Here is a 24,148-nt window from a genome sequence, read left to right on the forward strand (position 1 = left end):
TTTGATTTAACAACATTAATTAAATTACATTTCAATAAAGAGGAAATACACATGGCTCAAATAGGCAAAACTATCCCAGATTTCACAGCTCAAGCATTTCAAAATGGTGAGTTTAAAGAAGTAACTTCTGACAGCGTTAAAACTGGCTGGTCAATATTTTTATTCTATCCTGCGGACTTCACATTTGTATGTCCTACAGAATTAGAAGATATGGCAAATCAATACGAAGAGTTACAAGGTTTAGGCGTAGAAGTTTACTCAGTATCAACTGACACTCACTTCTCACATAAAGCATGGCATGACTCGTCAGACGCGATTGGTAAAATTAAATTCCCAATGATTGGCGACCAAACAGGCCACATTACTCGCGGTTTTGACGTAATGATTGAAGAAGATCACATGGCGCACCGTGGCACATTCTTGGTAGACCCAGACGGTGTTATCCAAGTAGCTGAAATTCATGCAGGCGGTATTGGTCGTAGCGCTAAAGACATGGTTCGTAAAGTGAAAGCAGCACAATATGTGCGTGAAAACGACGGTGAAGTTTGTCCAGCAGCATGGGAACAAGGTGAGGCGACATTAACACCAAGCCTTGATCTAGTTGGCAAAATCTAACGCTAGCTAAGCATTTATTTTTATACAGCTGCGGGTTTACAAATTGTAATTTGGGGAGTGTTTACTCCCACCGCTTTTTCCAGTTTTAAGCAGCCTTTTCATGAATTGGTATCAATTAGGTAAAGGGATAGCAAAGGTATAACAATGTTAAATAATGAATTAATCAACGCACTAAAAACTTACACCGCTAATATGCAACATGCTGTCACCTTAGTCTTAAATACTGGTGAGCATGCAAAACGCGATGAATTAAAACAATTCTTAACTCAAGTCGTGTCAGTATCTGACAATTTAAACTTAGTTGAGAAGTCATCTCCAGAGCTTCGCAGCTCAATTAGTTTTGGCTTGGAAGTGGATGGAAAATTTAACGGCATCTTTTTCTCAGGTATTCCAGGCGGTCATGAATTCAGCTCGCTAGTGTTAGCTATTTTACACTCTTCAGGTACTTCACTGAAGTTAGATGAGTCTATCCAATCGTTAATTAAAGGTGTAAGCAAAAAGCTGAAATTTGAAGTGTTTGTCAGCTTAAGCTGCCATAACTGTCCAGACGTTGTTCAGTCATTAAATCAGTTTGCGTTATTAAACCCAAACATTACAACTGAAATGATAGACGGTGGTTTATACCCAGAATTAATCGCTGAACGAAATATTCAAGGTGTGCCTAGCGTTTACTTAAATGGTGAAATATTCGCAAACGGGCAAATAGACACAGGTAAATTGGTTGATAAGTTATTAATCGTAGACCCAGAAATATTGAACAATATCAAACAAGAAGCCTTGCCACAGCAAGATGTTACTGTAATTGGTGGTGGCCCAGCGGGCGTTGCAGCTGCTATTTATAGCGCCAGAAAAGGCTTAAAAGTAACTATGATAGCCGACCGAATTGGTGGTCAAGTGAAAGACACGGTTGGTATTGAAAACCTGATCTCTGTTCCAAAAACCACAGGACCAGAATTAACAGGCAATATGCAAAGTCATTTAGATGATTACGACATTACAATTAAAGAACATTTGCGTGTAGACAGAATTGAAAAAAGCAGTTCTGATAAAGCATCCGTTAAAAAGCTGCACCTATCAACAGGCGAAGTAATTGATAGTAAGACCATTATTTTAGCTACAGGGGCAAAATGGCGTGAGCTTGGTGTCCCTGGAGAAAAAGAAAATATCGGCAACGGTGTAGCTTACTGCCCACATTGTGATGGTCCGTTCTTTAAAGGAAAAGAAGTTGCTGTTGTTGGTGGTGGTAACTCGGGAATAGAAGCTGCGTTAGATTTAGCCGGAATGGTTAATCACGTGACGGTATTTGAATTTATGCCAGATCTAAAAGCTGACCAAGTGTTAATAGATAAAGCGGAGAGTAATCCAAAGATCACTATTCTTAGGAATGTAGCAACCAAAGAAGTGATTGCAGAAAATGGCAAAGTAACCGCACTTGATTACACAGATAGAGTGACTGGCGAAACTCATAGAGAAGCCTTAGCAGGAATATTTGTGCAAATAGGCTTAGTGCCAAATAGCGGTTTTGTTGATGGCGTAGTAGAGCTAACTCAGCACGGTGAAATTATTATTGATGCAAAGAGTCAAACGTCTGAGCCTGGTATTTTTGCTTGTGGTGATGTCACTACGGTGCCTTACAAACAAATAGTTATCGCCATGGGCGAGGGCGCTAAAGCTTCACTTTCTGCCTTTGATTATATTATTAGAGAAAGTTAATTACTGTTATTCATCCTTTGTTACAAATTGACTAACTGAATAAGTTGATTTGAAAGCAGAGTTGAAAGATATTTAATGCCGCTTAGTTATTTACTAAGCGGCATTTTTTGTATGTGTGGTATTACATTCTATGGTTAAGATTAAGGCTAAGTGCAATTTGGCCGATAGTTAAAAAGAGTCACCATTTTTTCAAGTTAAATAAAACTAACTAAAAATAAATAAAAAAAGCTAGGTGCTCTGTAAGGTTAATGCTTGAGGGGAGGAGATATATTGATAGATAAAGTGAAATTGAAACCTGCTGCCATTCATTATGTTTATGAACAAAGTTTGGTTTGGCGCATAGCTATTTGCCGTATTGCAGTGTGTTTAGCTTTGATGTTTAGTTTCTCTGCTACGTCTTGTGAATTGCTGATCAAAGTAGCGAGTAGTTATCAATGGCCTCCTTATATTTATAAATCTAATGGTAAATTGGTTGGTTTAGAAGTAGAAATCTTAGATTCAATATTAAGTAAAACGCCATTTTGCCGAGAGTTTGTTGAAATGCCCTCATCAAGTCGAGGGTTTGAAGAATTAAAAAATAAACGTGTAGATATGCTTATCGGCGCGAGTTTTCATCCAGACAGAGAACTGTTTTCACAATTCAGCACCTCTTACCGAGATGAAAAGATGGTGATTTTTGCTCAGAAAAAAACTTCACTGTATCCCAGTATTATCGATAACCAAGAATATTTACAGCAAGTAAACGTTAAAAATAACATCATAGCAATTAACCAAGGTAGTGTTTATGGTGATGATTTTAATAATTTTTTAGGACGTTACAAAGGCAGTATTATTAACACAACATTAGCCAAACAACGTTTTGATTTACTAAAAAAAGATCGTATTGATTACGCAATAGAAGATGAGTTAACCGGAATTTATCTGTTAACCGATGAAAATTATTCCAATGATATTATCAATACAAAAATGGTGGTTAATTTTGACTCTATTTATTATATGTTAAGGCTTGGTCTTATGTCTGATACTCAATTGGATGTATTTAATAAAGCCATTAAAGACAGTGAACCTATTATCAAAAAAATAGTAAAAAAGTACTCATCTAGTTATTAAAGTCAGTTGCCCTCAGTTAAAAAAGCATATCAAGTTAACCTTATTCTAAATCTCATAAGTTATTGCGTAATAAATTACATTTGCTGTGATGCATTACTACTCAATCCACCAACTCTTATGTATAATCGCGCCATTAAAATTTTTCCAACTAACGACAGTTAAAAGCACACTAAGCACGATATTTATTAGAGCGATTTTTAGTGTCGGTTTTAGTGTTCCCGTTAGCACCCCGATAAAAGAAAATATAAATGACAGATGTTCAGTTAAACAAAGAAATAGAGTGCCGACGCACGTTTGCGATTATCTCGCATCCAGATGCCGGTAAAACCACCATTACAGAAAAAGTATTATTGTACGGAAACCACTTACAAAAAGCCGGTACGGTAAAAGGTCGTGGGTCAAACCAACACGCTAAATCTGACTGGATGGAAATGGAAAAAGACCGTGGTATTTCTATTACAACCTCTGTTATGCAATTTCCTTACAAAGGCAGCTTAGTTAACTTATTGGATACTCCAGGACACGAAGACTTCTCGGAAGATACTTATCGTACGCTTACAGCAGTAGATTCATGTTTAATGGTTATCGACGCGGCAAAAGGTGTAGAAGACCGTACTCGTAAATTAATGGAAGTAACCCGTTTACGTGATACGCCAATTATTACCTTTATGAACAAAGTCGACCGTGATATTCGTGATCCAATGGAAGTATTGGACGAAGTTGAAGACGAATTGAAAATCGCTTGTGCGCCAATTACTTGGCCAATCGGTTGCGGTAAATTATTTAAAGGTGTTTATCATATTCACCGTGATGAAGTCATTTTATACCAAACAGGCCAAGGTCATACGGTTCAAGAAGTTAACATCATTAAAGGGTTAAATAACCCAGATATTGATGAAGCCATTGGTGAAGATTTAGCCTTACAAATGCGTGAAGAGCTAGAGCTGGTTATTGGTGCATCTCATGAATTTGACCGTGAATTATTTTTAGCCGGTGAACTAACGCCAGTATTTTTTGGTACTGCACTTGGTAACTTTGGTGTTGATCACATGTTAGATGGATTAACCGAGTGGGCTCCAACGCCAATGCCACGTAAAACATCGGAACGTGACGTTGTGGCTAATGAAGATAGCTTTTCTGGTTTTATATTTAAAATCCAAGCTAACATGGATCCAAAGCATCGTGACCGAGTTGCATTTATGCGAATTGTGTCAGGAAAATACGAAAAGGGCATGAAGATGAAACATGTTCGTATCAGTAAAGATGTTCGTATTTCAGACGCATTAACCTTTGTAGCCGGTGACCGTTCAGCGGTTGAAGAAGCATATCCCGGCGATATTATTGGTTTACATAACCACGGCACAATACAAATTGGCGATACTTTCACTCAAGGTGAAAACTTTAAGTTCTCAGGTATTCCAAACTTTGCACCAGAGTTATTCCGTCGTATTCGTTTAAAAGATCCATTAAAACAAAAACAATTGTTAAAAGGTCTTATCCAGTTATCGGAAGAAGGTGCTGTACAGTTATTTAGACCTCTTGATAACAACGACTTAATCGTAGGCGCCGTGGGTATTCTTCAGTTTGACGTAGTAGTCCAACGCTTAAAGTCTGAATACAACGTTGAAGCAATTTACGAAGCCATCAATGTAGCAACAGCACGTTGGGTAAGTTGCGAAGACGATAAAAAATTCGATGAATTTAGACGTAAGTGTTCAACAAATTTAGCGCTAGATGGCGGTGATAACTTAACGTATATCGCGCCAACAAGAGTGAATTTGAATTTGTCCAAAGAGCGATATCCTGAGGTAGTGTTTACAGAAACACGTGAACACTAAAAACTGATTTGATTATTGCTCTGTTGTACGATCTCGTTGTCCAAAGTGCTCGTGTATTGGCATACACTGTGCGCTTTGTCCTAGACCTCGAACAACATAGCTTCAATCAAAAAGCAGTTTATTTGAACTGATATTTGCTGAATCGTCCGATCTTATCGTTCGAAGTGCTCATGTATTGGCATACATTGCGCGCTTCTTACTCAACCTCGAACGATTCACCTGCAATTAGAATCAAAAGATAAACTGATTTGATTATTGTTATTTTCTAAGTCTTTGTCCTAGACCTCGAACAACATAGCTTCAATCAAAAAACAGTTTATTTGAACTAATATTTGCTGAATTGTCCGGTTTTATTATTGGAACGATTCATCTGCAATTAGAATCAAAAGATAAACTGATTTGATTATTGTTATTTTCTAAGTCTTTATCCTAGACCTCGAACAAAGTAGCTTCAATCAAAAAACAGTTTTGCGTGAAGTAGTATTTAAGTTACGCTTTTACAGCTTACAGCTTACAGCTTACAGCTTACAGCTTACAGCTTACAGCTTGTATTTTTAATTTATACAGTTAGACCGAGTAAAAAATAAGACTCAGCAAGGTAAAAAAGAATGAATGTTTTTCAGCTAGTACAAGACAGATTTAAACAAGCGTTAGCCAAAATTGAAGGAGCTGAAAATGCGCCTGCGCCTTTAGCACGTAGTAATCGCCCTGAGTTTGGTGAGTATCAATTTAATGGTGCGATGGCACTAGCTAAAATGCTTAAACAAAACCCTCGTCAAATTGCACAACAAATATTAGATGTTGTTGAATTGGATGATGTAGCTGAAAGCTTAGAAATTGCAGGGCCTGGGTTTATTAACGTTAAGTTAAAACCACAGTGGTTAGCAAAGCAAGTAGAAACCGCGCTGTCTGACGCACGTTTATCTGTTGCAAAAGAACCAGCTCAAACGGTTGTTGTTGATTTGTCAGCACCAAACCTAGCTAAAGAAATGCATGTTGGTCATTTACGCTCAACCATTATTGGTGATGCGGTTGCTAACGTGATTGATTTTCTTGGTCATAAAGTTATTCGTCAAAATCACATGGGTGATTGGGGCACGCAATTTGGTATGTTGATTGCGCATTTACAAGACAAGTTACAAGCGTCAGAAGTAGCAACAACGGCATTGTCAGATTTAGAAGATTTTTACCGTCAGGCTAAAATTCGTTTTGACGAAGAAGAAGGCTTTGCTGACAGAGCAAGAGCTTACGTAGTTAAATTACAGGGCGGTGACGCTGAATGTAAAAAGCTTTGGCAGCAGTTTATCGACGTGTCTATTTTACACAGTGAACAAGTTTACAAAAAACTAAACGTAAACTTAAAACACGAAGACATTATGGGCGAAAGTGCTTACAACCCAATGTTAGCGGACGTAGTTGCTGATCTTAAACAACAAGGTATTGTGGTTGAATCGCAAGGTGCTCAAGCTGTATTTTTACAAGAGTTAGCCAATAAAGACGGTGAGCCTTCAGTGTTTATTGTTGAAAAATCAGGCGGTGGTTTTTTATATTCCACAACGGATTTAGCCGCAATGAAGTATCGTTCTTTTGAACTAGGTGCTGACCGCATTATTATCTTCACGGATGCTCGTCAAGCGTATCACTTTAAACAAGCAGAATTGGTTGGTCGTAAAGGCGGATTAATTAAAGAGTCGACGACTTACGAACATGGCCCGTTTGGCATGATGTTAGGTAAAGACGGCAAGCCATTTAAAACTCGTACTGGCGGTACCGTTAAGCTTGTTGAATTATTAGATGAAGCGGTCGAACGTGCTGAAAAATTATTAGCAGAACGTGAATCTGGTTTAACGGCAGAAGAGCAAAAAGAAATTGCTCGTAAAGTAGGTATTGGCGCAATCAAGTACGCGGATTTAAGTAAAAACCGTACTACCGATTACATTTTTAACTGGGACACTATGCTCAGCTTTGAAGGTGATACTGCACCATATTTACAATACGCTTATACACGTATTAAAAGTATTTTCCGTAAAGCTGGGTTGGACGCGCAAACATTTACTGCGCCTGTGATCATTGAAGCGGAACAAGAAAAAGCATTAGCGGTTAAGTTATTACAGTTTGTGGAAGCCATTAATGGCGTAAGCGCAAACTTAACCCCACATTTGTTATGTTCATACTTGTACGAACTTTCAAGCCTGTTTATGACCTTCTACGAAGCATGCCCAATGTTAAAAGACGGCATTGAAGAAGAAACCAAAAACAGCCGCTTAGCGTTAAGTTTGTTAGTGGCGAATACCTTACAAAAAGGTCTGGATTTGTTAGGTATAGAAACAATGGAGAAAATGTAATTTTCTTTAGTATTTAAAGATACTGTTTATATTGAAACATCTTTTACGTCATAGAAACGAAGCCAAATGGCTTCGTTTTTTTGTTTTTAAAAGGAAATTAAGTATTAACAATGGAGTTAAGTAAACCGATTGGTAAGTTTAATTGAATCAGGTTAATATCAGTTGCGTATTAATCAACCAGATATAACAAGCCAAGGGAGCTTATATGTTAAAGCACGTAGTTTCACTGTTAGTACTATTTGTACTGAGCAGTTGTAGTGCCGATGACTCAAATGATGAGTCTGACACGATTGCTAATATCGCCAGTAGTGTTACATCGGGAGATATTACTTTTAATTTTGCTGAGAATTATGAAACAGGCCAGTTTTTAGATGGTCAATGGTGGGTTCATAATAATGGCGGAAACGTAGAAATAACTTCTATTACGCCAGACTCATTTGATGATAATGGTCGGGTACGTAATGGCGCTGAAATAAACCCTCTTAATGAAAGTACCCAAGGATTTGACGGTCTTAGAGACTTGGACGTCATTAATACGGATATGGCGTATGACCCAAGTAAAAATGTCGACCCAGGTAATACGGGAGGCTCATTAATAGTGTCGCCTGGAGATTCAGTGATTAAAGCGATTTCTAAACAAGAGAATACGCAACGTCCATTTATTACTCAAGCGGCAATATTAACTGTACTGAGCGAAACTCCTCCAACTAATTCATTCCGTCCAGCTTATGTGGGAACTGACAAAACGATTACGGCCACATTAGATGACTTGAATTTTGATGTGTTAGGTAAGTATGCTCGCTTAGAAACCACTCCTGACATCAGTGAATATGTTCCATATATTGAAGGGGTTTGGTTAGATCACAATACTGAATGGACACAACGTGAAATTCATCCAGAATCATCAATGCCTCTTTATGGCCGTGAACTTGGCAAGTTAACTGGTATTATTGGTTTGCAATTACAACTTGATTATACCGATGCTGAAAAGCAAGATGCCTTAGTTGCTATGGTTCAATACGGCATTGATATTTATGGTGTATTAGGGAATGGGCCAATAGACGGTAAAGAAGGTTATTATTGGTATAACAGTGGCGGACACAATCAAGGGCGTAAATTACCTTTGTTAATCGCTGGCTTAGTTCTTAATCATTCAGGTATGTTAGCCGCAGCAGATGCTGATAATGGTAATAATTTGTTGTTTTCAGAAGATCAGCAAACTTTTTATGTCAGTCAAACTGAGATAGACAGAAGCGTTGCAGATGATGACGAAGACCAAATAGATTACACAAGTGAGGATTTAGGTTTACCTGAGTGGGGAATTCGTTATTGGGACGGAACTGCCAATTTTTTAAATGCAGATTGGGGCTCAAGATATCGTACCGTTACAGGTAATGTTTATGTTGTTACCACGTTAGCGGTAAGAATGATGGGGGCAACAGAACACTGGGGCTGGCCAGCCATGTTTGATTACACAGACCGTTACTTTTCAATTCAAGGGGATGGTGTTTCTGATAGTTTATTTGGTAATAACATCGATACATCAGCAGCTGAATTGTGGAATGCATATGCAGAGCAATTAGATTCAAATGCTAATTAAATTTAAAGTGAACGGAGGAGCTTATATGAAACACTGTATTCTTATATTGTTAACGTTGTTTACCCTAAGTGGGTGTGGTTCAGATGATTCAGATAACTCTGAGGATATGATCGCCGAGGTTACCGAAATTATAGAAAATTCCGATACAACAGATGATTCAGATACAACTGATGACTCCGAAGTAATAGGGGTTAATAGTGTAAAATCAGGGGATATTACTTTTAATTTTTCGCAGGAATATGAATCCGGTCAGTTTTTAGATGGTCAATGGTGGGTTCATAATAATGGCGGAAACGTAGAAATTACTTCTATTACACCAGACTCATTTGATGATAATGGCCGGGTACGTAATGGCGCTGAAATAAACCCTCTTAATGAAAGTAGCCAAGGATTTGATGGACTTAAAGATATTGGTGAAACCGCTGATATGTCTTATGAGCCAACTAAAAATGTAGATCCTGGTATTACAGGTGAGTCACTGATTGTATCTGTTGGCGATTCAGTGATTAAGGCAATTTCCCGAGAAGGAAATGATAACCGTCCATTTATTTCGCAAGCTGCGATCTTAACTGTATTAAATGAAGCACCTCCAGCTAATTCATTCCGTCCCGCTTATGTTGACACTAGTAACACTATTATTGCTACATTAGATGATTTGAATTTTGATGTGTTAGGTAAGTATGCGCCTTTGGAAACAACACCAGATATTAGTGAATATTTACCTTATGTTGAAGGGGTTTGGTTAGATCACAATACAGAATGGACACAACGTGAGATACATCCAGAATCCTCAATGCCTGCTTATGGCCGAGAATTAGCCAAGTTAACCAGTATTGTAGGTTTACAATTACAGCTTGATTATACCGATGCTGAAAAACAAGATGTGTTAGTTGCTATGGTGCAATATGCAATTGATCTTTATGGTGTTTTAGGAAATGGCACTATTGATGATAAAGAAAATTATTACTGGTATAACAATGGCGGGCATAATCAAGGTCGTAAGTTACCTTTGTTAATTGGTGGTTTGGTACTTGATCATGCAGGCATGTTAGCCGCGGTAAATGCTGAAGGTGGTGATAATTTGTTGTTTCAAGAAGATCATCAAACCTTCTATGTAAGCCAAACGGAAATTGATGCCACCGTTAATAACGATGATGAAGACTTGGAAGATTACACAAGCGCAGATATTGGTTTACCTGAGTGGGGGATCCGCGCCTGGGATCAAGCAAATTCATTGGATGCTGATTGGGGATCTAGATATCGTACAGTAACAGGCAATACTTATGTTGTTACCTCGTTAGCTGTAAGAATGATGGATGCAACGGAACAATGGAATTGGCCTGCATTTTTTGATTATTCAGATCGTTATTTCTCCATTGAAAGTGAAGGCGTATCTGACAGCCTAGAAGGTAATAGTATTATGACTTCAAGTGCTGAATTGTGGAACGTTTATCGAGCAGAACTTGGTGACAACGATTATGACTAGTTTATTGAATAAAACAGCTCGATAGCTGAAATAAAAAAAACAGCTCATTTGAGCTGTTTTTTTATGTGCGCTGTTTACTTAACGTATTTGCTACAAGAGCATTTTAACTAATCGCTAAAAATGTCTCTATTTGTTGCTGTAATCCTTTGGCGTCTAGCATCAGCTCTTGGTAAATCTCTTCTTGAGTACCGTGTTTAATAAACTGATCTGGTAAACCAATATTTAATACTGAATTATTAAAACGTTTGGCGTTTAGGTATTCATTAACACCAGAACCAGCGCCGCCTGCAATAGCGTTGTCTTCAATGGTCACAATCGTTTTGTACTCAGCTGCAACCTTATCTAATAAAGCTAAGTCCATTGGTTTCACAAAGCGCATATCAACGACAGAGGCATTTAATGCTTTTGCCGCAATTTCAGCTTCGGCTAAAAAAGTACCAAAGTTTAAAATAACTAAATCGTCTTGTTTGGTTTCTGTTATCACTTTAGCTTTGCCAATCTCTAGCTCAATCATTTCTTGTTGTGCTTCAACACCGCGGCCAACACCACGCGGATAACGTACCGCAGATGGTTTGTTTAATTTATGGCCTGTGTACAACATTTGACGACATTCATTTTCATCACTTGGTGTCATTATCACCAGATTTGGCACGCAACGTAAAAAGCTTAAGTCAAACGTACCTTGATGAGTAGGGCCGTCGGCTCCAACTATACCAGCACGGTCAATAGCAAATAACACAGGCAAATTCATAATGGCAACATCGTGAATTAATTGGTCGTATGCTCGTTGTAAAAAGCTTGAGTAGATAGCGACTATTGGATGAAAACCTTCACAAGCAAGTCCGGCGGCAAAAGTAACTGCATGTTGCTCAGCAATTGCAGTATCAAAGTATTGTTCTGGAAATTGCTTAGAAAACTCAACCATGCCTGAACCTTCACGCATGGCAGGAGTAACCGCCATTAGTTTAGGATCTTGGCTTGCCATATCGCATAACCATTGGCCGAATATTTTAGAATAAGTCGGTTGGCTATTTTTTGATGCTGGTAATGATGTTGATGCGGGATCAAATTTTGGTACGGCATGATATTTTATTGGATCTTGCTCGGCAGGCTCATAGCCTTTACCTTTTTTGGTAATGATATGTAAAAATTGAGGGCCTGATAAATTACGCATATTACGTAAGGTATTTACTAAGCCGTCTATATCATGTCCGTCAATTGGTCCAATATAATTAAAACCAAGCTCTTCAAAAATAGTACTTGGAACAACCATACCTTTTAAGTGTTCTTCTGCACGGCCTGCTAATTCTTTGATTGGTGGAATACCGCTTAATAATTTTTTACTGCCTTCTCTAAACGTAGTGTAAAGACTGCCTGATAACAACTTAGCCATATGGCTATTTAGCGCACCTACGTTTTCAGAAATAGACATGTCGTTATCATTAAGTACAACTAACATGTCTGGTTTTATATCGCCTGCGTGGTTCATGGCTTCAAATGCCATACCTGCGGTCATAGCACCATCACCAATAACGGCACACACTTTTCTACTATCTTGGCTTGGGTCGGCTTTATGCTCAGCTTGTGCGCCAACGGCCATACCAAGTGCAGCACTAATTGAGGTAGATGAATGACCCACACTTAATGTATCGTATTCACTTTCTTCTCGCCAAGGGAAGGGGTGTAAACCGTCTTTTTGACGAATGCTGTGAATTTTATCTGCACGGCCGGTAATGATTTTATGCGGATATGCTTGATGACCAACATCCCAAATGACACGGTCGTAAGGTGTGTTATACACATAATGTAACGCAACAGTTAATTCTACTGTGCCTAAACCTGAGGCAAAGTGGCCCGAGCTTTTACTGACAGAACTTAATAAATATTGGCGTAACTCTTTACACACAAATCCTAATTGCTCTTGTGGGATCTGGCGTAACTGTGGAGGTGTTAACGCTTTTTGTAAATTTGGGTATTTTGAAATATCTACTGTCATAAGTGAACTTAATGGTCTCGTTCAATGATGTAATAAGCAAGCTGCTCTAATTGTCGCGTATTGTACGGTAATTGTTGCAAAGCGTGTACTGCTTGAGTAATTAAATTTTCAGCTTTTTGTTTTGCGCCTTCAAGACCCAAAATTGCAGGGTAGGTTGTTTTATTTGCTGCAAGGTCTGAACCTTGCGGTTTCCCTAAGGTTGCAGTGTCGGAAATAATGTCTAATACATCATCCCACACTTGAAATGCTAGGCCAATTGCATCTGCATACTGACTTAAAATAGCGATTTCTGGCTCTGAGGCTGAGCCACAAATTGCCCCCATTAATACAGACGCTTTAATTAATGCGCCAGTTTTTAAGCTGTGCATTTTTTCTAAATTAGCTAATAACGCATCGTTGCTGAGTGTTGAGTCTTGAGATGAATTATTTTTCTGTAGAGTATTCGTTTGTTGAAGATCTATACTTTGTCCAGCGCACATGTCAGTAGCAGCTTGGGTTAATACCGTCAGCATTTGTACAATTTGCGTAGCCGATAAGTTCTGATACTCATGCTTTGCTAATAAGTTAAAGGCAAAAGACTGTAATGTGTCGCCGGCTAAAATCGCGGTGGCTTCATCAAATTTAATATGACAAGTTGGACTGCCGCGTCTTAATTCATCATCGTCCATTGCTGGTAAGTCATCATGAATTAAGCTGTAAGTGTGAATGGCCTCTAAAGCCGCAGCTGGTGCATCTAAATCTTGCTGGTTTACATTAAATAGCGCACCTGTTGCATATACTAAAAATGGACGTAAACGTTTTCCGCCAAGCAACAATGAATATTCCATTGCATTTTTTAAGATGCTTTCATCAATACGGCTATTTTTGATCTGCTGAGTTAATACATTTTCTATACGTGTCTTATTTTGGTTAATAATACTCGACAGTGATAGCTCAGAGGAGGCTTGCTTGCTGGATGTCATTATTAACTTTCACCAAGGGCTTGATCATTACTTGCAAATGGTTGCAGTTCTAAGTGATCTTGTTTTGCCATTAATATTTGTACTTTTTGCTCAGCTTCTTGTAATTTTGACTGACTAAGGCGAGTTAATTCGATGCCACGTTCAAATAATGTAAGAGATTGTTCTAATTCAAGATCGCCAGATTCTAATTGTGAGACTATGCTTTCTAGTTCACTAATTGCAGTTTCAAAAGAAACGGATTTTGTGGTCGTCATATTAACCTTAATTCAATTATCGGCTGTAGAAAATTAGCATTGTAAATTACAGCACAAGGGGTGTTTATTCAATCAGAATCCATTAATATTGGTATGAATGGTATAAACTTTAACCAGTTAGTAAGATAAGCGTTTGAATATATTTAAGTTGCCGGAAATACTGTCGATAATTAAGTGTTATAGTATTTTTTGGTTATACGTATTTTTTTTATTGTAGGCTTGAGCCTGATCGGTATTACAACAACCGACAACTAGGAGTGTAAAGTGGATATAGCAACGATTGTTGGAATAATCGGCGCCACAGGTTTCATCGTTATGGCAATGGTCATGGGTGGTGGTTTAGGAATGTTTATTGACGTTCCTTCTGTTGCGATTGTTTTTGGTGGCTCAACCTTTGTATTGTTAGCTAACTACACTCTTCCTCAATTTATCAGTGCTGGTAAAATAGCGGGCAAAGCATTTTCTTTTAAAATTGAAGCGCCTGATGAATTAATTGAAAAAATAGTCGAACTTGCAGATGCTGCCAGAAAAGGAGGCTTTTTAGCATTAGAAGAAGCTGAAATAAGCAATGAGTTCTTACAAAAGGGCGTTGACTTATTAGTTGATGGCCACGACGGAGACGTTGTTCGCGCTACCTTATCCAAAGATATTTCCCTTACCACAGAGCGTCATGATTTAGGCGCTGGCATATTTAAAACCTTAGGTGATATAGGCCCAGCAATGGGGATGATTGGTACTTTGGTTGGTTTGGTTGCCATGTTGTCAAACATGGATGATCCTAAATCAATTGGACCTGCAATGGCGGTGGCCTTGTTAACAACATTATATGGTGCATTTTTAGCAAACGTAATTGCCTTACCTATGGCGAATAAATTGGCATTACGTAAAGAAGAAGAAAGATTAAACCAAAGTTTAATAATGGATGGTGTTTTAGGTATTCAGGACGGTCAAAACCCTAAAGTAATTGAAGGTGTTTTACGTAATTACCTACCTGCATCAAAACGTGAAATAAATACAGAAGAGTAGTGTTTTTATAAGCTACTTATATTACGTTAATTACGCGACCCTGATAAAACGGTACTGAGAATTAAATGAACGAAGAACCAGAAGACTGTCCAAAATGTCCTCCCGAAGGACTACCTGCGTGGATGGGAACATTTGCTGACTTGATGTCACTTCTTATGTGTTTCTTTGTATTGTTATTGTCATTCGCAGAAATGGACGTGCTTAAATTTAAGCAAATAGCAGGGTCAATGAAGTTTGCTTTTGGTGTGCAAAACAAACTTGAAGTTAAAGATATTCCAAAAGGTACCTCGGTGATTGCCCAAGAGTTTCGTCCGGGACGACCTGATCCAACACCTATCCCTATTTTGCAGCAACAGACCATAGAAATTACTCAACAAGTTTTAGAATTTGAAGAGGGCGAAGATGAATCTGCCGGTGGACGCCAAGAAGAAACGGCTGAATTACGTGGTGGAATGAGTTCTGCGACCGCAGATGCTGAGTCCGAGTCTTCTTCTGAATCTGCGGCTGAACAAGAACAAGTTAATGAGCTAATGAAAAAAGTAGCTCAACAGATGGAAAATGAAATTGCCGATGGTGCTATTGAATTAGAGTCGCTGGGTCAACAAATTATTATTCGCATCCGTGAAAACGGGGCTTTTCCATCGGGTTCTGCTTATTTACAAAACCAATTTAAACCTATTGTTAGAAAAATAGCCTTATTATTAAATGACGTCCCTGGTGAAATTACGGTATCAGGACACTCTGATGATATTGATGTAACCAACGAATTATTCTCTAGCAATTGGGAACTATCCTCAAAACGTGCCGTCGCGGTAGCGGTTGAAATGCTTACAGCCCCTAACTTTGATGAAGCTCGACTTATCATCACAGGGCATGCAGATACGCGTCCATTAGTGCCAAACGACTCAGAAGAGAACCGTAAGCGTAACCGCCGTGTTGAAATCTCAATCATGCAAGGTAAGGCTAAAGAATCTAAACCAATTAACGTGAGTGGTATGGAAGAGCAGTAATTGACTCAACTCAATTACTGTTTAGTTGTATTCGCTTTATTGGCTGGTTATTTATCTGTTTTGAGATCCAAATACCTAAACTTGAATTCAAATAATAAGCACGCAAAATAAAAGATAAATAGCTGCAAGTTTCAATGGCTCTTTTACGCACACTCAATCAAGGGTATAATCTCGCCCAATTTTTAGGCTAAGCCGCTTTATATCAACTTAATATAGTTATATTTAATATTTTAGTGATACAACCCCAATGAGAAGTTATGAGATTAATCGTCAAATACCACCCAGAAATAAATATCAAAAGTCGCTCAGTTCGTCGACGTTTCAGTAAATTATTAGAATCTAATACCCGTTCAATAATAAAACGTATTTTTGAATCAGCTCATGTTATCTCTCGTTGGAGTGACTTGTTAATTGAAACAACGGAACTGCCTCGTGAAACTGAGTTAGAAATTATTGATGCCCTTTCACGTATTCCTGGTGTTGATCAATTTAACGAAGTTATCGAATACCCATTTGTCGACTTTGATACTGCATTCAAAGATGTAGCTCGTCATTGGCAAGATGAACTGGAAGGTAAAACGTTTTGTGTTCGTGTTAAACGTTCAGGCAAACATGATTTTACCTCGTCAGAATTAGAACGTTATATTGGTGGCGGATTAAACCAAGCCGTTGAGTCAGCCAAAGTATCTTTAAGAAAACCCGATATTACTGTTAAAGCTGAATTACGTGGAGATCGTTTCCAGGTTGTTAAAACACATCATAGAGGATTAGGCGGAATGCCAATCCCGTCGCAAGAAGATGTGTTGTCGTTAATATCTGGTGGTTTTGATTCAGGTGTTGCGACTTATCATTTGATGCGCCGTGGTGCTCGTACTCATTTTTGCTTCTTTAACTTAGGTGGTAAAGAACATGAGATTGGCGTTAAACAGGTATCTTATGAAATTTGGAAACGTTACAGCAGCTCACATAAAACTAAGTTTATATCAGTAGATTTTGACCCTGTTGTGGCTGAGATTTTAACCAAAATTGATAATGGGTTAATGGGCGTTGTCCTTAAACGTATGATGATGCGTGCCGCATCACAAGTTGCTGACCGCTTAAACATTAAAGCATTGGTAACCGGTGAAAGTTTGGGTCAGGTTTCTAGTCAAACCTTAACTAACTTAAATGTAATTGACCGTGTTACTGAAACTCTTATTTTACGTCCGCTTATTCATTTGGATAAAGCTGAGATCATTGATACATCACGTAAAATTGGTACACACGACTTTGCCGCTGCTATGCCTGAGTATTGTGGTGTTATTTCTAAAAAACCAACTACTCGTGCTGTGTTATCGCAAATCATTGAAGCCGAATCACATTTTGATATGAGTATTTTGGACGATGCCGTTAACAACGCTGATGTTATGGATATTCGTGATATCGCCAAACAAGCGGCTGAGGAAGTTCAAGAATTAGAGCAAGTGACTGAATTACCTGCTGATGCTGTTGTTATCGACGTGCGTAGCCCAGACGAAACGGATGATTCACCATTAGTTTTAGATGGTGTTGAAGTGATTGAAATTCCATTCTTCAGAATCGCAACTCAGTTTGGCGACTTGGACCAAACTAAACCTTATTTCTTATATTGTGATCGTGGCGTAATGAGCCGTTTACAAGCTTTGTTGTTACACGAACATGGTTACAAAGACGTGAAGGTTTACCGTAAATAAACGAATAAAGTTTATTTTATTAATTAAAGCGGCGTAAAGCCGCTTTTTTAATGTCTAAAATTTAATATTAAAACTAGACAGAAAATAGATTAAAACGAAATGAATACTGTAGTTAGATGTGTACATTTGTTGGCAATGTGGATTTGAGCACAACAAATAGAAAGTGTTAATTATGCCGAACAATTGGCATGATAGATAAACAACAGATAAGCATTGGATGGGTATTATGGCGGCAACAAAATTAACAGAGCAGCAAATTATAGATCAACTGTCTGAAGTGAATGATACATTAGCTCAAGGTAAACAGTGGGCAATTATTGACGGAAAATTAAAGAAGCAGTTTGTGTTTAAAAACTTTATTCATGCATTTGGTTGGATGACTCAAGTTGCTATGCATGCAGAAAAGTTAATACATCACCCTGAATGGTTTAATGTTTGGAATAAGGTTGATGTGACATTAATTACCCATGATGTTGGTGGTTTATCTGACCTCGACTTTAAATTGATCAAGCGCATGGAAAAGCTGTTAGAAAAATAACTAACCCTCTACTTGGGCCTGAGTTTTAATCTACCTTTTAATTTGAGGATAACTATGAATTACCTTGCCCACTTACATTTAGCAGCTATGACGGACACTTCCCCAACTGGAAATTTGTTAGGGGATTTTGTAAAAGGGCAGGTGAGCGGATTAAATTATGACGACAAGATAAAACAAGGGATTCAGTTACATCGTTCAATTGATACCTTTACTGACTCACACTCATATACTAAGTCACTAACTCGGGAGTTAGGTAGTTTACGCCGTTATGGTGGCATTATTATTGATGTATTGTATGACCATCAATTGGCAATAAACTTCGCTAAATTTCACCACAATTCTTTGCCTGTCTTTGCTCAAGATTGTTACATTCAGCTCGATACTAATATTAAACATTTACCCGACAAATATATAACTACCGTTAGTGCGATGAAACAAATGGATTGGTTATCAGGTTATGGTGATATGAATAATATAGAACGCGCTCTAACGGGAATAAGCCGGCGTTTAAAAAAGCCAGTAGAGTTAACTGAGAGTCTTGATTGGTACCTAGAAAATCAAGCTGCAATTGAGCAAGACTTTCCAGAGTTTTATAACGACTTGATTGATTACGCAGTTAAAACTGCAGCATCTAATCGTTAAATTATGATTTAGGCGAATTGTTAGGGTTTATAAACCTATATTTATTAACAAGTCACCTAAGTAGCCAAAACAGTTAAAAGTTTAACACGTGGGCCAACAGCCCGATTAAACCACCAAATACACCACCCCACACGACTAACCAACCTAAATGACTTTTGATCATCTGTTGAATAATGTCTTTCACCATAGCGGGAGTTAGTTCTTCTAAACGTTGCTCAACTAACAATTCGACTTTATTCATCATGTCTGTGATGTTTTGCTCTGAACTCACACTGGCTTTGAGTTTTTCGGCAAATTGTTCAGACTCTGTGATTTCAATTACTGAGCTTTTTAGTTTTTCGATAAACGGTTCTTTTAGTGGAACCAATGCTGCATCACCGCCAAACATTTCTAACATGCTGCCAAAGGAGCTTTGCTTAATAGTGGCAACTAAAGAATCAAACGCGGGAGTCATATCGGTATCGGAGATAATTGGTTTTAAATTGAAGTGATGAGCTTGGCCGCTTTTCTCGGATAAAAACTTGTTAAAGTTCTCAACAGTAAAAAACTGCTCCATGATCAGGGTCTTAATACCCGCTTTAAATTGTTCGAATTTAATTTGAATGATCCCAGAACCGTACAGTCCTGGGACTTTCTCAAATAACATGTGGATTGCTATCCAGTTGGTAAGTGCACCAGATAAAGCAAACAATGCCATTGCTAATAACCAGTCTATTTGTAAAAACCAGCCTAGAGCACAGGCTATTACAGCAATAAGGTTAGTGATAAAACTCTTGTTAAACATAAAATTCCTAATTAGGTCGCATTCAATACAATTACATTACTATATTCATTGCGACCTTTATAAGGGATTATTTCAGGAGTTCAAGCGGCATCGTCCTTTTCTATAACAAAATCGACTAATTTACTGTCTTCTTTTGTTTCTGCTTTGGCGTTTACATCTTCTAACAATGTTGCAGATAACGATTTTTCTGAAATTTCAGGGCTATCCTCAAAACTATTGTCAGTGTTATCTAATAAATCTGTTTGTTTGTCATTTTTGTTTTTTGATGTTTTTTTAATCGACGGACTTACTTTTTTTTTCGCTTGCAAAGCAATTAATACGTCTTCACGTTGTTTTGCTAAAAATATACTTAACTCTTCACATTGCTGCTCTGGTAAATCTATTTCGGAATTATGAAGAACTTCAAACATAGCATCAGCCATGTCTAACATTTTGTCATAGTCGTCAGCCGAGCGCTTATCAGTGAACGTCATAACTTCTTGCTCCTCATTATTTCTATTTGAACGTATAACTACATATCTGGTTTCAACAGCCATAATTAACTCCTAATTTCTAACTTGGTCAAAAACAAAAGACTGTTTAAATATACAGTAAAAATGTCAGGTGTAAAGTTTTATATTTAACCAATCTATTAGTTTGAAATTAAAGGGTTTTATTTTTAATTGGACATAAAAAAAGGAAACTTTCGTTTCCTTTTTTCAGTGATAAATTAAAAAACTACTGTTTTTTAATGCAGTAACCTAGCTTTTATCGTTCCAGGTATTAATTTTAATTCTTTTAATGCTAATTTTGAGTCATCAGTTTCAACATCAATAACTACATAACCTAATTTATCATTTGTTTGTAAGTATTGAGCAGCAATGTTTATATTGTTTTTAGCAAATGCTTCGTTGATTTTTGTCAGCACACCAGGTTGATTGGCATGAATATGTAATAAACGACTACGGCCACCAAACTCAGGTAACGAAGCTTCAGGGAAGTTCACTGCACTTAACGTAGAACCATTGTCTGAGTATTTAGCTAGTTTACCAGCTACTTCAATACCTATGTTCTTTTGAGCCTCTTGAGTAGAGCCACCAACATGAGGCGTTAAGATTACGTTATCAAAACCACGTAATGGAGATACAAACTCTTCATTATTTGATTTTGGCTCTACAGGAAATACGTCAATGGCGGCACCAGATAATTTTTTGCTTTCGAGTGCTTTGGCTAATTGGTCAATATCGACAACCGTACCACGAGATGCATTTATAAAAATGGCACCTTGTTTCATTTGTGCAAACTCAGCTTTACCTATCATTTCTTGCGTACTGTCGGTCTCTGGAACATGCAAAGTGACAACATCACTTATAGCTAATAATTCTTCCATATCAGCAACTTGTGAAGCATTACCTAATGGCAACTTAGTTTCAATATCAAAAAACTTAACCGTCATACCCATGTTTTCAGCCATAATACCAAGCTGAGTTCCAATGTGACCGTAACCAATAATACCTAGCGTTTTACCACGAGCTTCAAAAGAACCAGTCGCAGACTTGTTCCAAATACCTTTATGCGCTTTTGCACTCTTTTCTGGCACACCACGAATGAGTAATAATATTTCACCAAGAACTAATTCGGCAACCGAACGAGTATTTGAGTAAGGGGCATTAAATACCACAATACCTTTTTCTTTAGCGGCATCCAGGTCAACCTGGTTTGTACCTATACAAAAACAACCTACAGCAATAAGTTTATTGGCGTTAGCAAATACTTTTTCAGTCAATTGTGAGCGTGAGCGAATACCAATGAAATGCACACCTTTAATCTTCTCAATTAACTCTTCTTCAGGTAACGATGTCGTTAAAAACTCAATGTTGGTATAGCCTTGTGCGACTAGAGTATCAACCGAACTTTGATGAAGACCTTCAAGAAATAGAATTTTAATTTTATCTTTTGCTAATGACACCTTACTCATTGTTGTGTTTGCCTTTCTTTAATTACTTTCATTATTAATGGAACGTTAGGTTCCATCTAGGTTTGAGTTAGAATTAATACTCTATTTTGACCAAATAATAAAGGTAATTATTGTATCGAATTAATATATCTAATCCATTATTTAACAATATATTAAGCGGGGGAATACTTTGTAGCTAAGCTAATACGCACTAATAGGGTGCAAAGGTAAGTATAACAAGACTTACAGCCAAAATAAGATAAATAACTTTGACTGTAAGTTGGATAACTTTATTTTAGAACGCTAATTCCGTCATTAGAGCCAACAATTACCACATCTGCAGTTCTGTGAGCAAATAAACCATTGGTTACTACACCAACAATGGAGTTAAGTTGATCTTCTAGCTTTCTCGGTTGCGAGATTTGCATACCATATATATCTAAAATCACATTACCATTGTCGGTTACTACACCCTCACGATAAACGGGATCTCCGCCTAATTTTACAATTTCGCGGGCAACGTAACTTCTGGCCATTGGAATAACTTCAACCGGCAACGGAAACTCACCTAAAAATCTAACTTGTTTTGAAGTATCAACAATACAAACAAATTGCTTGGCTACTGCAGCGATAACTTTTTCTTTAGTTAATGCTGCACCACCGCCTTTTATCATGGCTTTGTCAGAGTTGATTTCATCCGCGCCATCAACATAAACATCTAAATATGGGACACTGTTTAAATCAAGAACTTCAATACCAAGCGCTTGTAGTTTTTTAGTTGAGTCATCTGAACTAGAAACGGCACCTTGAATTGTATGTTTAATAGTTCCAAGAGCTTCAATAAAATAAGCGACGGTTGAGCCTGTACCAACACCAACGATACTGTCAGGTTTAACAAATTCTAATGCTGCGTAACCTACGGCTTTTTTCATTTCATCTTGAGTCATAATGTTTCCATTGAAGTTAATTGGTTAGCTTAGTTTTAAGTTTATACCCTTAGTTGAGCTATATGCTAATTGTTTCGCTGATCTATTTAAGCTAATTATTTAGAGCTGATCATTTTCGATGGCGTGATGATAAAATCTAATGGGATATCCCAAGGCTGATTAGGTAATTCATCAACTTGCTGACAGTCGTGTGCTAAACCAATTAGTTTAGGTTTAGTCTCTAGTGTATCTATTTTTGATAAGGTTCTGTCATAAAAGCCGCCACCCATTCCAAGGCGATTGCCGCTAATATCAAATGCAACAAGAGGCATAAATATATAATTAATTTTTGATAAATTATACGTTTGCTGAGCATTTAACTGAGGCTCTAAAATAGCAAAACTATTTTTAACCATGCTTGTGTTTTTTGAATATGTTTGAAAGTTTAAATAACCTTTATTGAACGAATGCATAACAGGTAGCAAGGTAGTTACTTTATTTTGCTGTAATTGACTTATTGTCAGGTTTGGCGATATTTCACCGTCGTTTGCTAAATATAAAGCAACGACATCATTGGGTTTAACCAATTGAATGATCTTGTCACTAATTAACGTGGCAGCATTAGTTTGCTGCTGTGGTGAAAGCGCATTACGTTTTTGTCTGATAATTTGTCGTATTTCAGCTCGATTCATTAGAGTTTGTTGCTTTTGCATTATAAAAACTTCTGCGTTGTAAAATAGGACGTAGGTAGATTGAAAACTATTCTATATAATTAATTATAAAAGAAAACTAACTAGTTAAGATTTTACAGTGGGTATTATTTCACTGGTTAATTATTGTAGGTATAAAATAGTCTAATGTGTGAACTTCTTGGTATGTCGGCTAATGTTCCGACTGACATCATATTCAGTTTTACCGGTTTGGTACAACGAGGTGGCACCACAGGGCCGCATAAAGATGGTTGGGGGATCACCTTCTACGAAGGTAAAGGTTGTCGTACGTTTAAAGATCCTGCGCCAAGCTCAAATTCAAAGATTGCCAATTTGGTGATGGAGTACCCAATTAAAAGCTGTTCGGTTATCTCGCATATTAGACAAGCTAATCGTGGTGGGATCAAACTAGAGAATACTCATCCTTTTGTGCGTGAGTTTTGGGGACGGAATATTACCTTTGCTCACAATGGTCAACTATCAGGTTATAAATCATTATCCCTTGGGGATTTTATGCCAATTGGTGAAACTGACAGTGAGTATGCATTTTGTTGGATTATGGGAAAGTTAAAGCAAAAGTATCCAAATAAACCTAAAAATTGGCAAGGTGTGTTTAGATATATGGCTAAGCTTTGTAAGGAACTTGATGAGTTAGGTGTATTTAATGCACTGGTTTCTGACGGGGTTCATGTACTGGCTTATTGCAGTAATAATCTGTCTTGGATCACAAGAAAAGCACCATTTGGCCAAGCCAGTTTAATTGATAAAGATGTGACGGTTAATTTTAGTGAAGAAACAACGGATAACGACATAGTTACTGTAATAGCAACAAGGCCGTTAACGGATAATGAGTCTTGGGTGAAACTAGAATCTAAACAATGGGTACTGTTTAAGTTAGGCGTTAAACTAAACTAAAACAAACGGAAGTGTTTAGTTTAACGAGAG

Annotated in this window: 21 protein-coding genes; 13 read left to right on the forward strand and 8 right to left on the reverse strand. The window is 37.6% G+C overall.

Annotated features, from left to right (window positions below; all coding sequences use genetic code 11):
* Positions 1-51: 51 nt before the first annotated feature.
* From ahpC to Q0940_RS14700, 7 genes are all read left to right on the forward strand, one after another.
* The gene (ahpC, locus tag Q0940_RS14670) at positions 52-615 is read left to right on the forward strand and encodes an alkyl hydroperoxide reductase subunit C (RefSeq protein ID WP_299270090.1); all 564 of its coding nucleotides are present in this window, start codon (positions 52-54) and stop codon (positions 613-615) included.
* A 144-nt stretch (positions 616-759) separates the two neighbouring features.
* Entirely contained in the window at positions 760-2,328 is a 1,569-nt protein-coding gene (gene ahpF, locus Q0940_RS14675) for an alkyl hydroperoxide reductase subunit F (protein ID WP_299270092.1), read from the forward strand.
* Positions 2,329-2,598: 270 nt separating this feature from the next.
* Positions 2,599-3,438 (forward strand): transporter substrate-binding domain-containing protein, encoded by an 840-nt coding sequence (locus Q0940_RS14680; RefSeq protein ID WP_299270094.1) that lies wholly within the window; start codon positions 2,599-2,601, stop codon positions 3,436-3,438.
* A 248-nt stretch (positions 3,439-3,686) separates the two neighbouring features.
* A complete protein-coding gene (gene prfC, locus Q0940_RS14685) occupies positions 3,687-5,276 on the forward strand; it encodes a peptide chain release factor 3 (RefSeq protein ID WP_299270095.1) in 1,590 nt (529 codons plus the stop codon).
* 608 nt (positions 5,277-5,884) lie between these two features.
* The gene (argS, locus tag Q0940_RS14690) at positions 5,885-7,621 is read left to right on the forward strand and encodes an arginine--tRNA ligase (protein ID WP_299270097.1); all 1,737 of its coding nucleotides are present in this window, start codon (positions 5,885-5,887) and stop codon (positions 7,619-7,621) included.
* A gap of 205 nt (positions 7,622-7,826) precedes the next feature.
* The gene (locus Q0940_RS14695; protein WP_299270099.1) at positions 7,827-9,221 is read left to right on the forward strand and encodes a hypothetical protein; all 1,395 of its coding nucleotides are present in this window, start codon (positions 7,827-7,829) and stop codon (positions 9,219-9,221) included.
* A 25-nt stretch (positions 9,222-9,246) separates the two neighbouring features.
* Entirely contained in the window at positions 9,247-10,707 is a 1,461-nt protein-coding gene (locus Q0940_RS14700; protein ID WP_299270101.1) for a hypothetical protein, read from the forward strand.
* Positions 10,708-10,810: 103 nt separating this feature from the next.
* Here Q0940_RS14700 and dxs read toward each other — a convergent pair whose 3' ends face one another.
* The 3 genes from dxs to xseB are packed head-to-tail and all read right to left on the reverse strand — an operon-like array spanning position 10,811 to position 13,919.
* Complete coding sequence (dxs, locus tag Q0940_RS14705; RefSeq protein WP_299270103.1) at positions 10,811-12,703, reverse strand: 1-deoxy-D-xylulose-5-phosphate synthase; 1,893 nt, start codon at positions 12,701-12,703, stop codon at positions 10,811-10,813.
* 8 nt (positions 12,704-12,711) lie between these two features.
* The gene (gene ispA, locus Q0940_RS14710) at positions 12,712-13,665 is read right to left on the reverse strand and encodes a (2E,6E)-farnesyl diphosphate synthase (RefSeq protein WP_299270105.1); all 954 of its coding nucleotides are present in this window, start codon (positions 13,663-13,665) and stop codon (positions 12,712-12,714) included.
* A gap of 2 nt (positions 13,666-13,667) precedes the next feature.
* Positions 13,668-13,919, reverse strand: coding sequence for an exodeoxyribonuclease VII small subunit (gene xseB / locus Q0940_RS14715; protein ID WP_299270107.1), 252 nt, complete (start codon positions 13,917-13,919; stop codon positions 13,668-13,670).
* A 264-nt stretch (positions 13,920-14,183) separates the two neighbouring features.
* On the opposite strand from xseB, the gene pomA reads away from it, so the two are divergent.
* The 5 genes from pomA (at position 14,184) to Q0940_RS14740 (ending at position 18,847) form a co-directional block, all read left to right on the forward strand.
* Complete coding sequence (gene pomA, locus Q0940_RS14720) at positions 14,184-14,945, forward strand: flagellar motor protein PomA (protein ID WP_299270109.1); 762 nt, start codon at positions 14,184-14,186, stop codon at positions 14,943-14,945.
* Positions 14,946-15,010: 65 nt separating this feature from the next.
* Complete coding sequence (locus Q0940_RS14725; protein WP_299270111.1) at positions 15,011-15,955, forward strand: flagellar motor protein MotB; 945 nt, start codon at positions 15,011-15,013, stop codon at positions 15,953-15,955.
* 257 nt (positions 15,956-16,212) lie between these two features.
* Positions 16,213-17,667 (forward strand): tRNA uracil 4-sulfurtransferase ThiI, encoded by a 1,455-nt coding sequence (gene thiI / locus Q0940_RS14730; RefSeq protein ID WP_299270113.1) that lies wholly within the window; start codon positions 16,213-16,215, stop codon positions 17,665-17,667.
* A gap of 226 nt (positions 17,668-17,893) precedes the next feature.
* A complete protein-coding gene (locus Q0940_RS14735; RefSeq protein WP_299270115.1) occupies positions 17,894-18,205 on the forward strand; it encodes a 4a-hydroxytetrahydrobiopterin dehydratase in 312 nt (103 codons plus the stop codon).
* Between the two features lie 54 nt (positions 18,206-18,259).
* Complete coding sequence (locus Q0940_RS14740; RefSeq protein WP_299270117.1) at positions 18,260-18,847, forward strand: ACP phosphodiesterase; 588 nt, start codon at positions 18,260-18,262, stop codon at positions 18,845-18,847.
* A gap of 73 nt (positions 18,848-18,920) precedes the next feature.
* Here Q0940_RS14740 and Q0940_RS14745 read toward each other — a convergent pair whose 3' ends face one another.
* The 5 genes from Q0940_RS14745 to Q0940_RS14765 all read right to left on the reverse strand — a co-directional run bounded on the left by Q0940_RS14745 (position 18,921) and on the right by Q0940_RS14765 (position 23,206).
* On the reverse strand, positions 18,921-19,631 hold the full coding sequence (locus Q0940_RS14745; RefSeq protein ID WP_299270120.1) for a DUF445 domain-containing protein: 711 nt from the start codon (positions 19,629-19,631) through the stop codon (positions 18,921-18,923).
* Between the two features lie 80 nt (positions 19,632-19,711).
* A complete protein-coding gene (locus Q0940_RS14750; RefSeq protein WP_299270123.1) occupies positions 19,712-20,167 on the reverse strand; it encodes a YebG family protein in 456 nt (151 codons plus the stop codon).
* A 191-nt stretch (positions 20,168-20,358) separates the two neighbouring features.
* Positions 20,359-21,588, reverse strand: coding sequence for a phosphoglycerate dehydrogenase (gene serA, locus Q0940_RS14755; RefSeq protein ID WP_299270127.1), 1,230 nt, complete (start codon positions 21,586-21,588; stop codon positions 20,359-20,361).
* 269 nt (positions 21,589-21,857) lie between these two features.
* Entirely contained in the window at positions 21,858-22,514 is a 657-nt protein-coding gene (rpiA, locus tag Q0940_RS14760) for a ribose-5-phosphate isomerase RpiA (RefSeq protein WP_299270131.1), read from the reverse strand.
* A gap of 95 nt (positions 22,515-22,609) precedes the next feature.
* Entirely contained in the window at positions 22,610-23,206 is a 597-nt protein-coding gene (locus Q0940_RS14765) for a 5-formyltetrahydrofolate cyclo-ligase (RefSeq protein ID WP_299270133.1), read from the reverse strand.
* A gap of 144 nt (positions 23,207-23,350) precedes the next feature.
* Here Q0940_RS14765 and Q0940_RS14770 point away from each other — a divergent pair, with 144 nt between their 5' ends.
* A complete protein-coding gene (locus Q0940_RS14770) occupies positions 23,351-24,118 on the forward strand; it encodes a class II glutamine amidotransferase (protein ID WP_299270137.1) in 768 nt (255 codons plus the stop codon).
* Positions 24,119-24,148 lie beyond the last annotated feature (30 nt).

The organism is uncultured Psychrosphaera sp., assembly GCF_947500655.1.
In the GTDB taxonomy this organism is placed as follows: domain Bacteria; phylum Pseudomonadota; class Gammaproteobacteria; order Enterobacterales; family Alteromonadaceae; genus Psychrosphaera.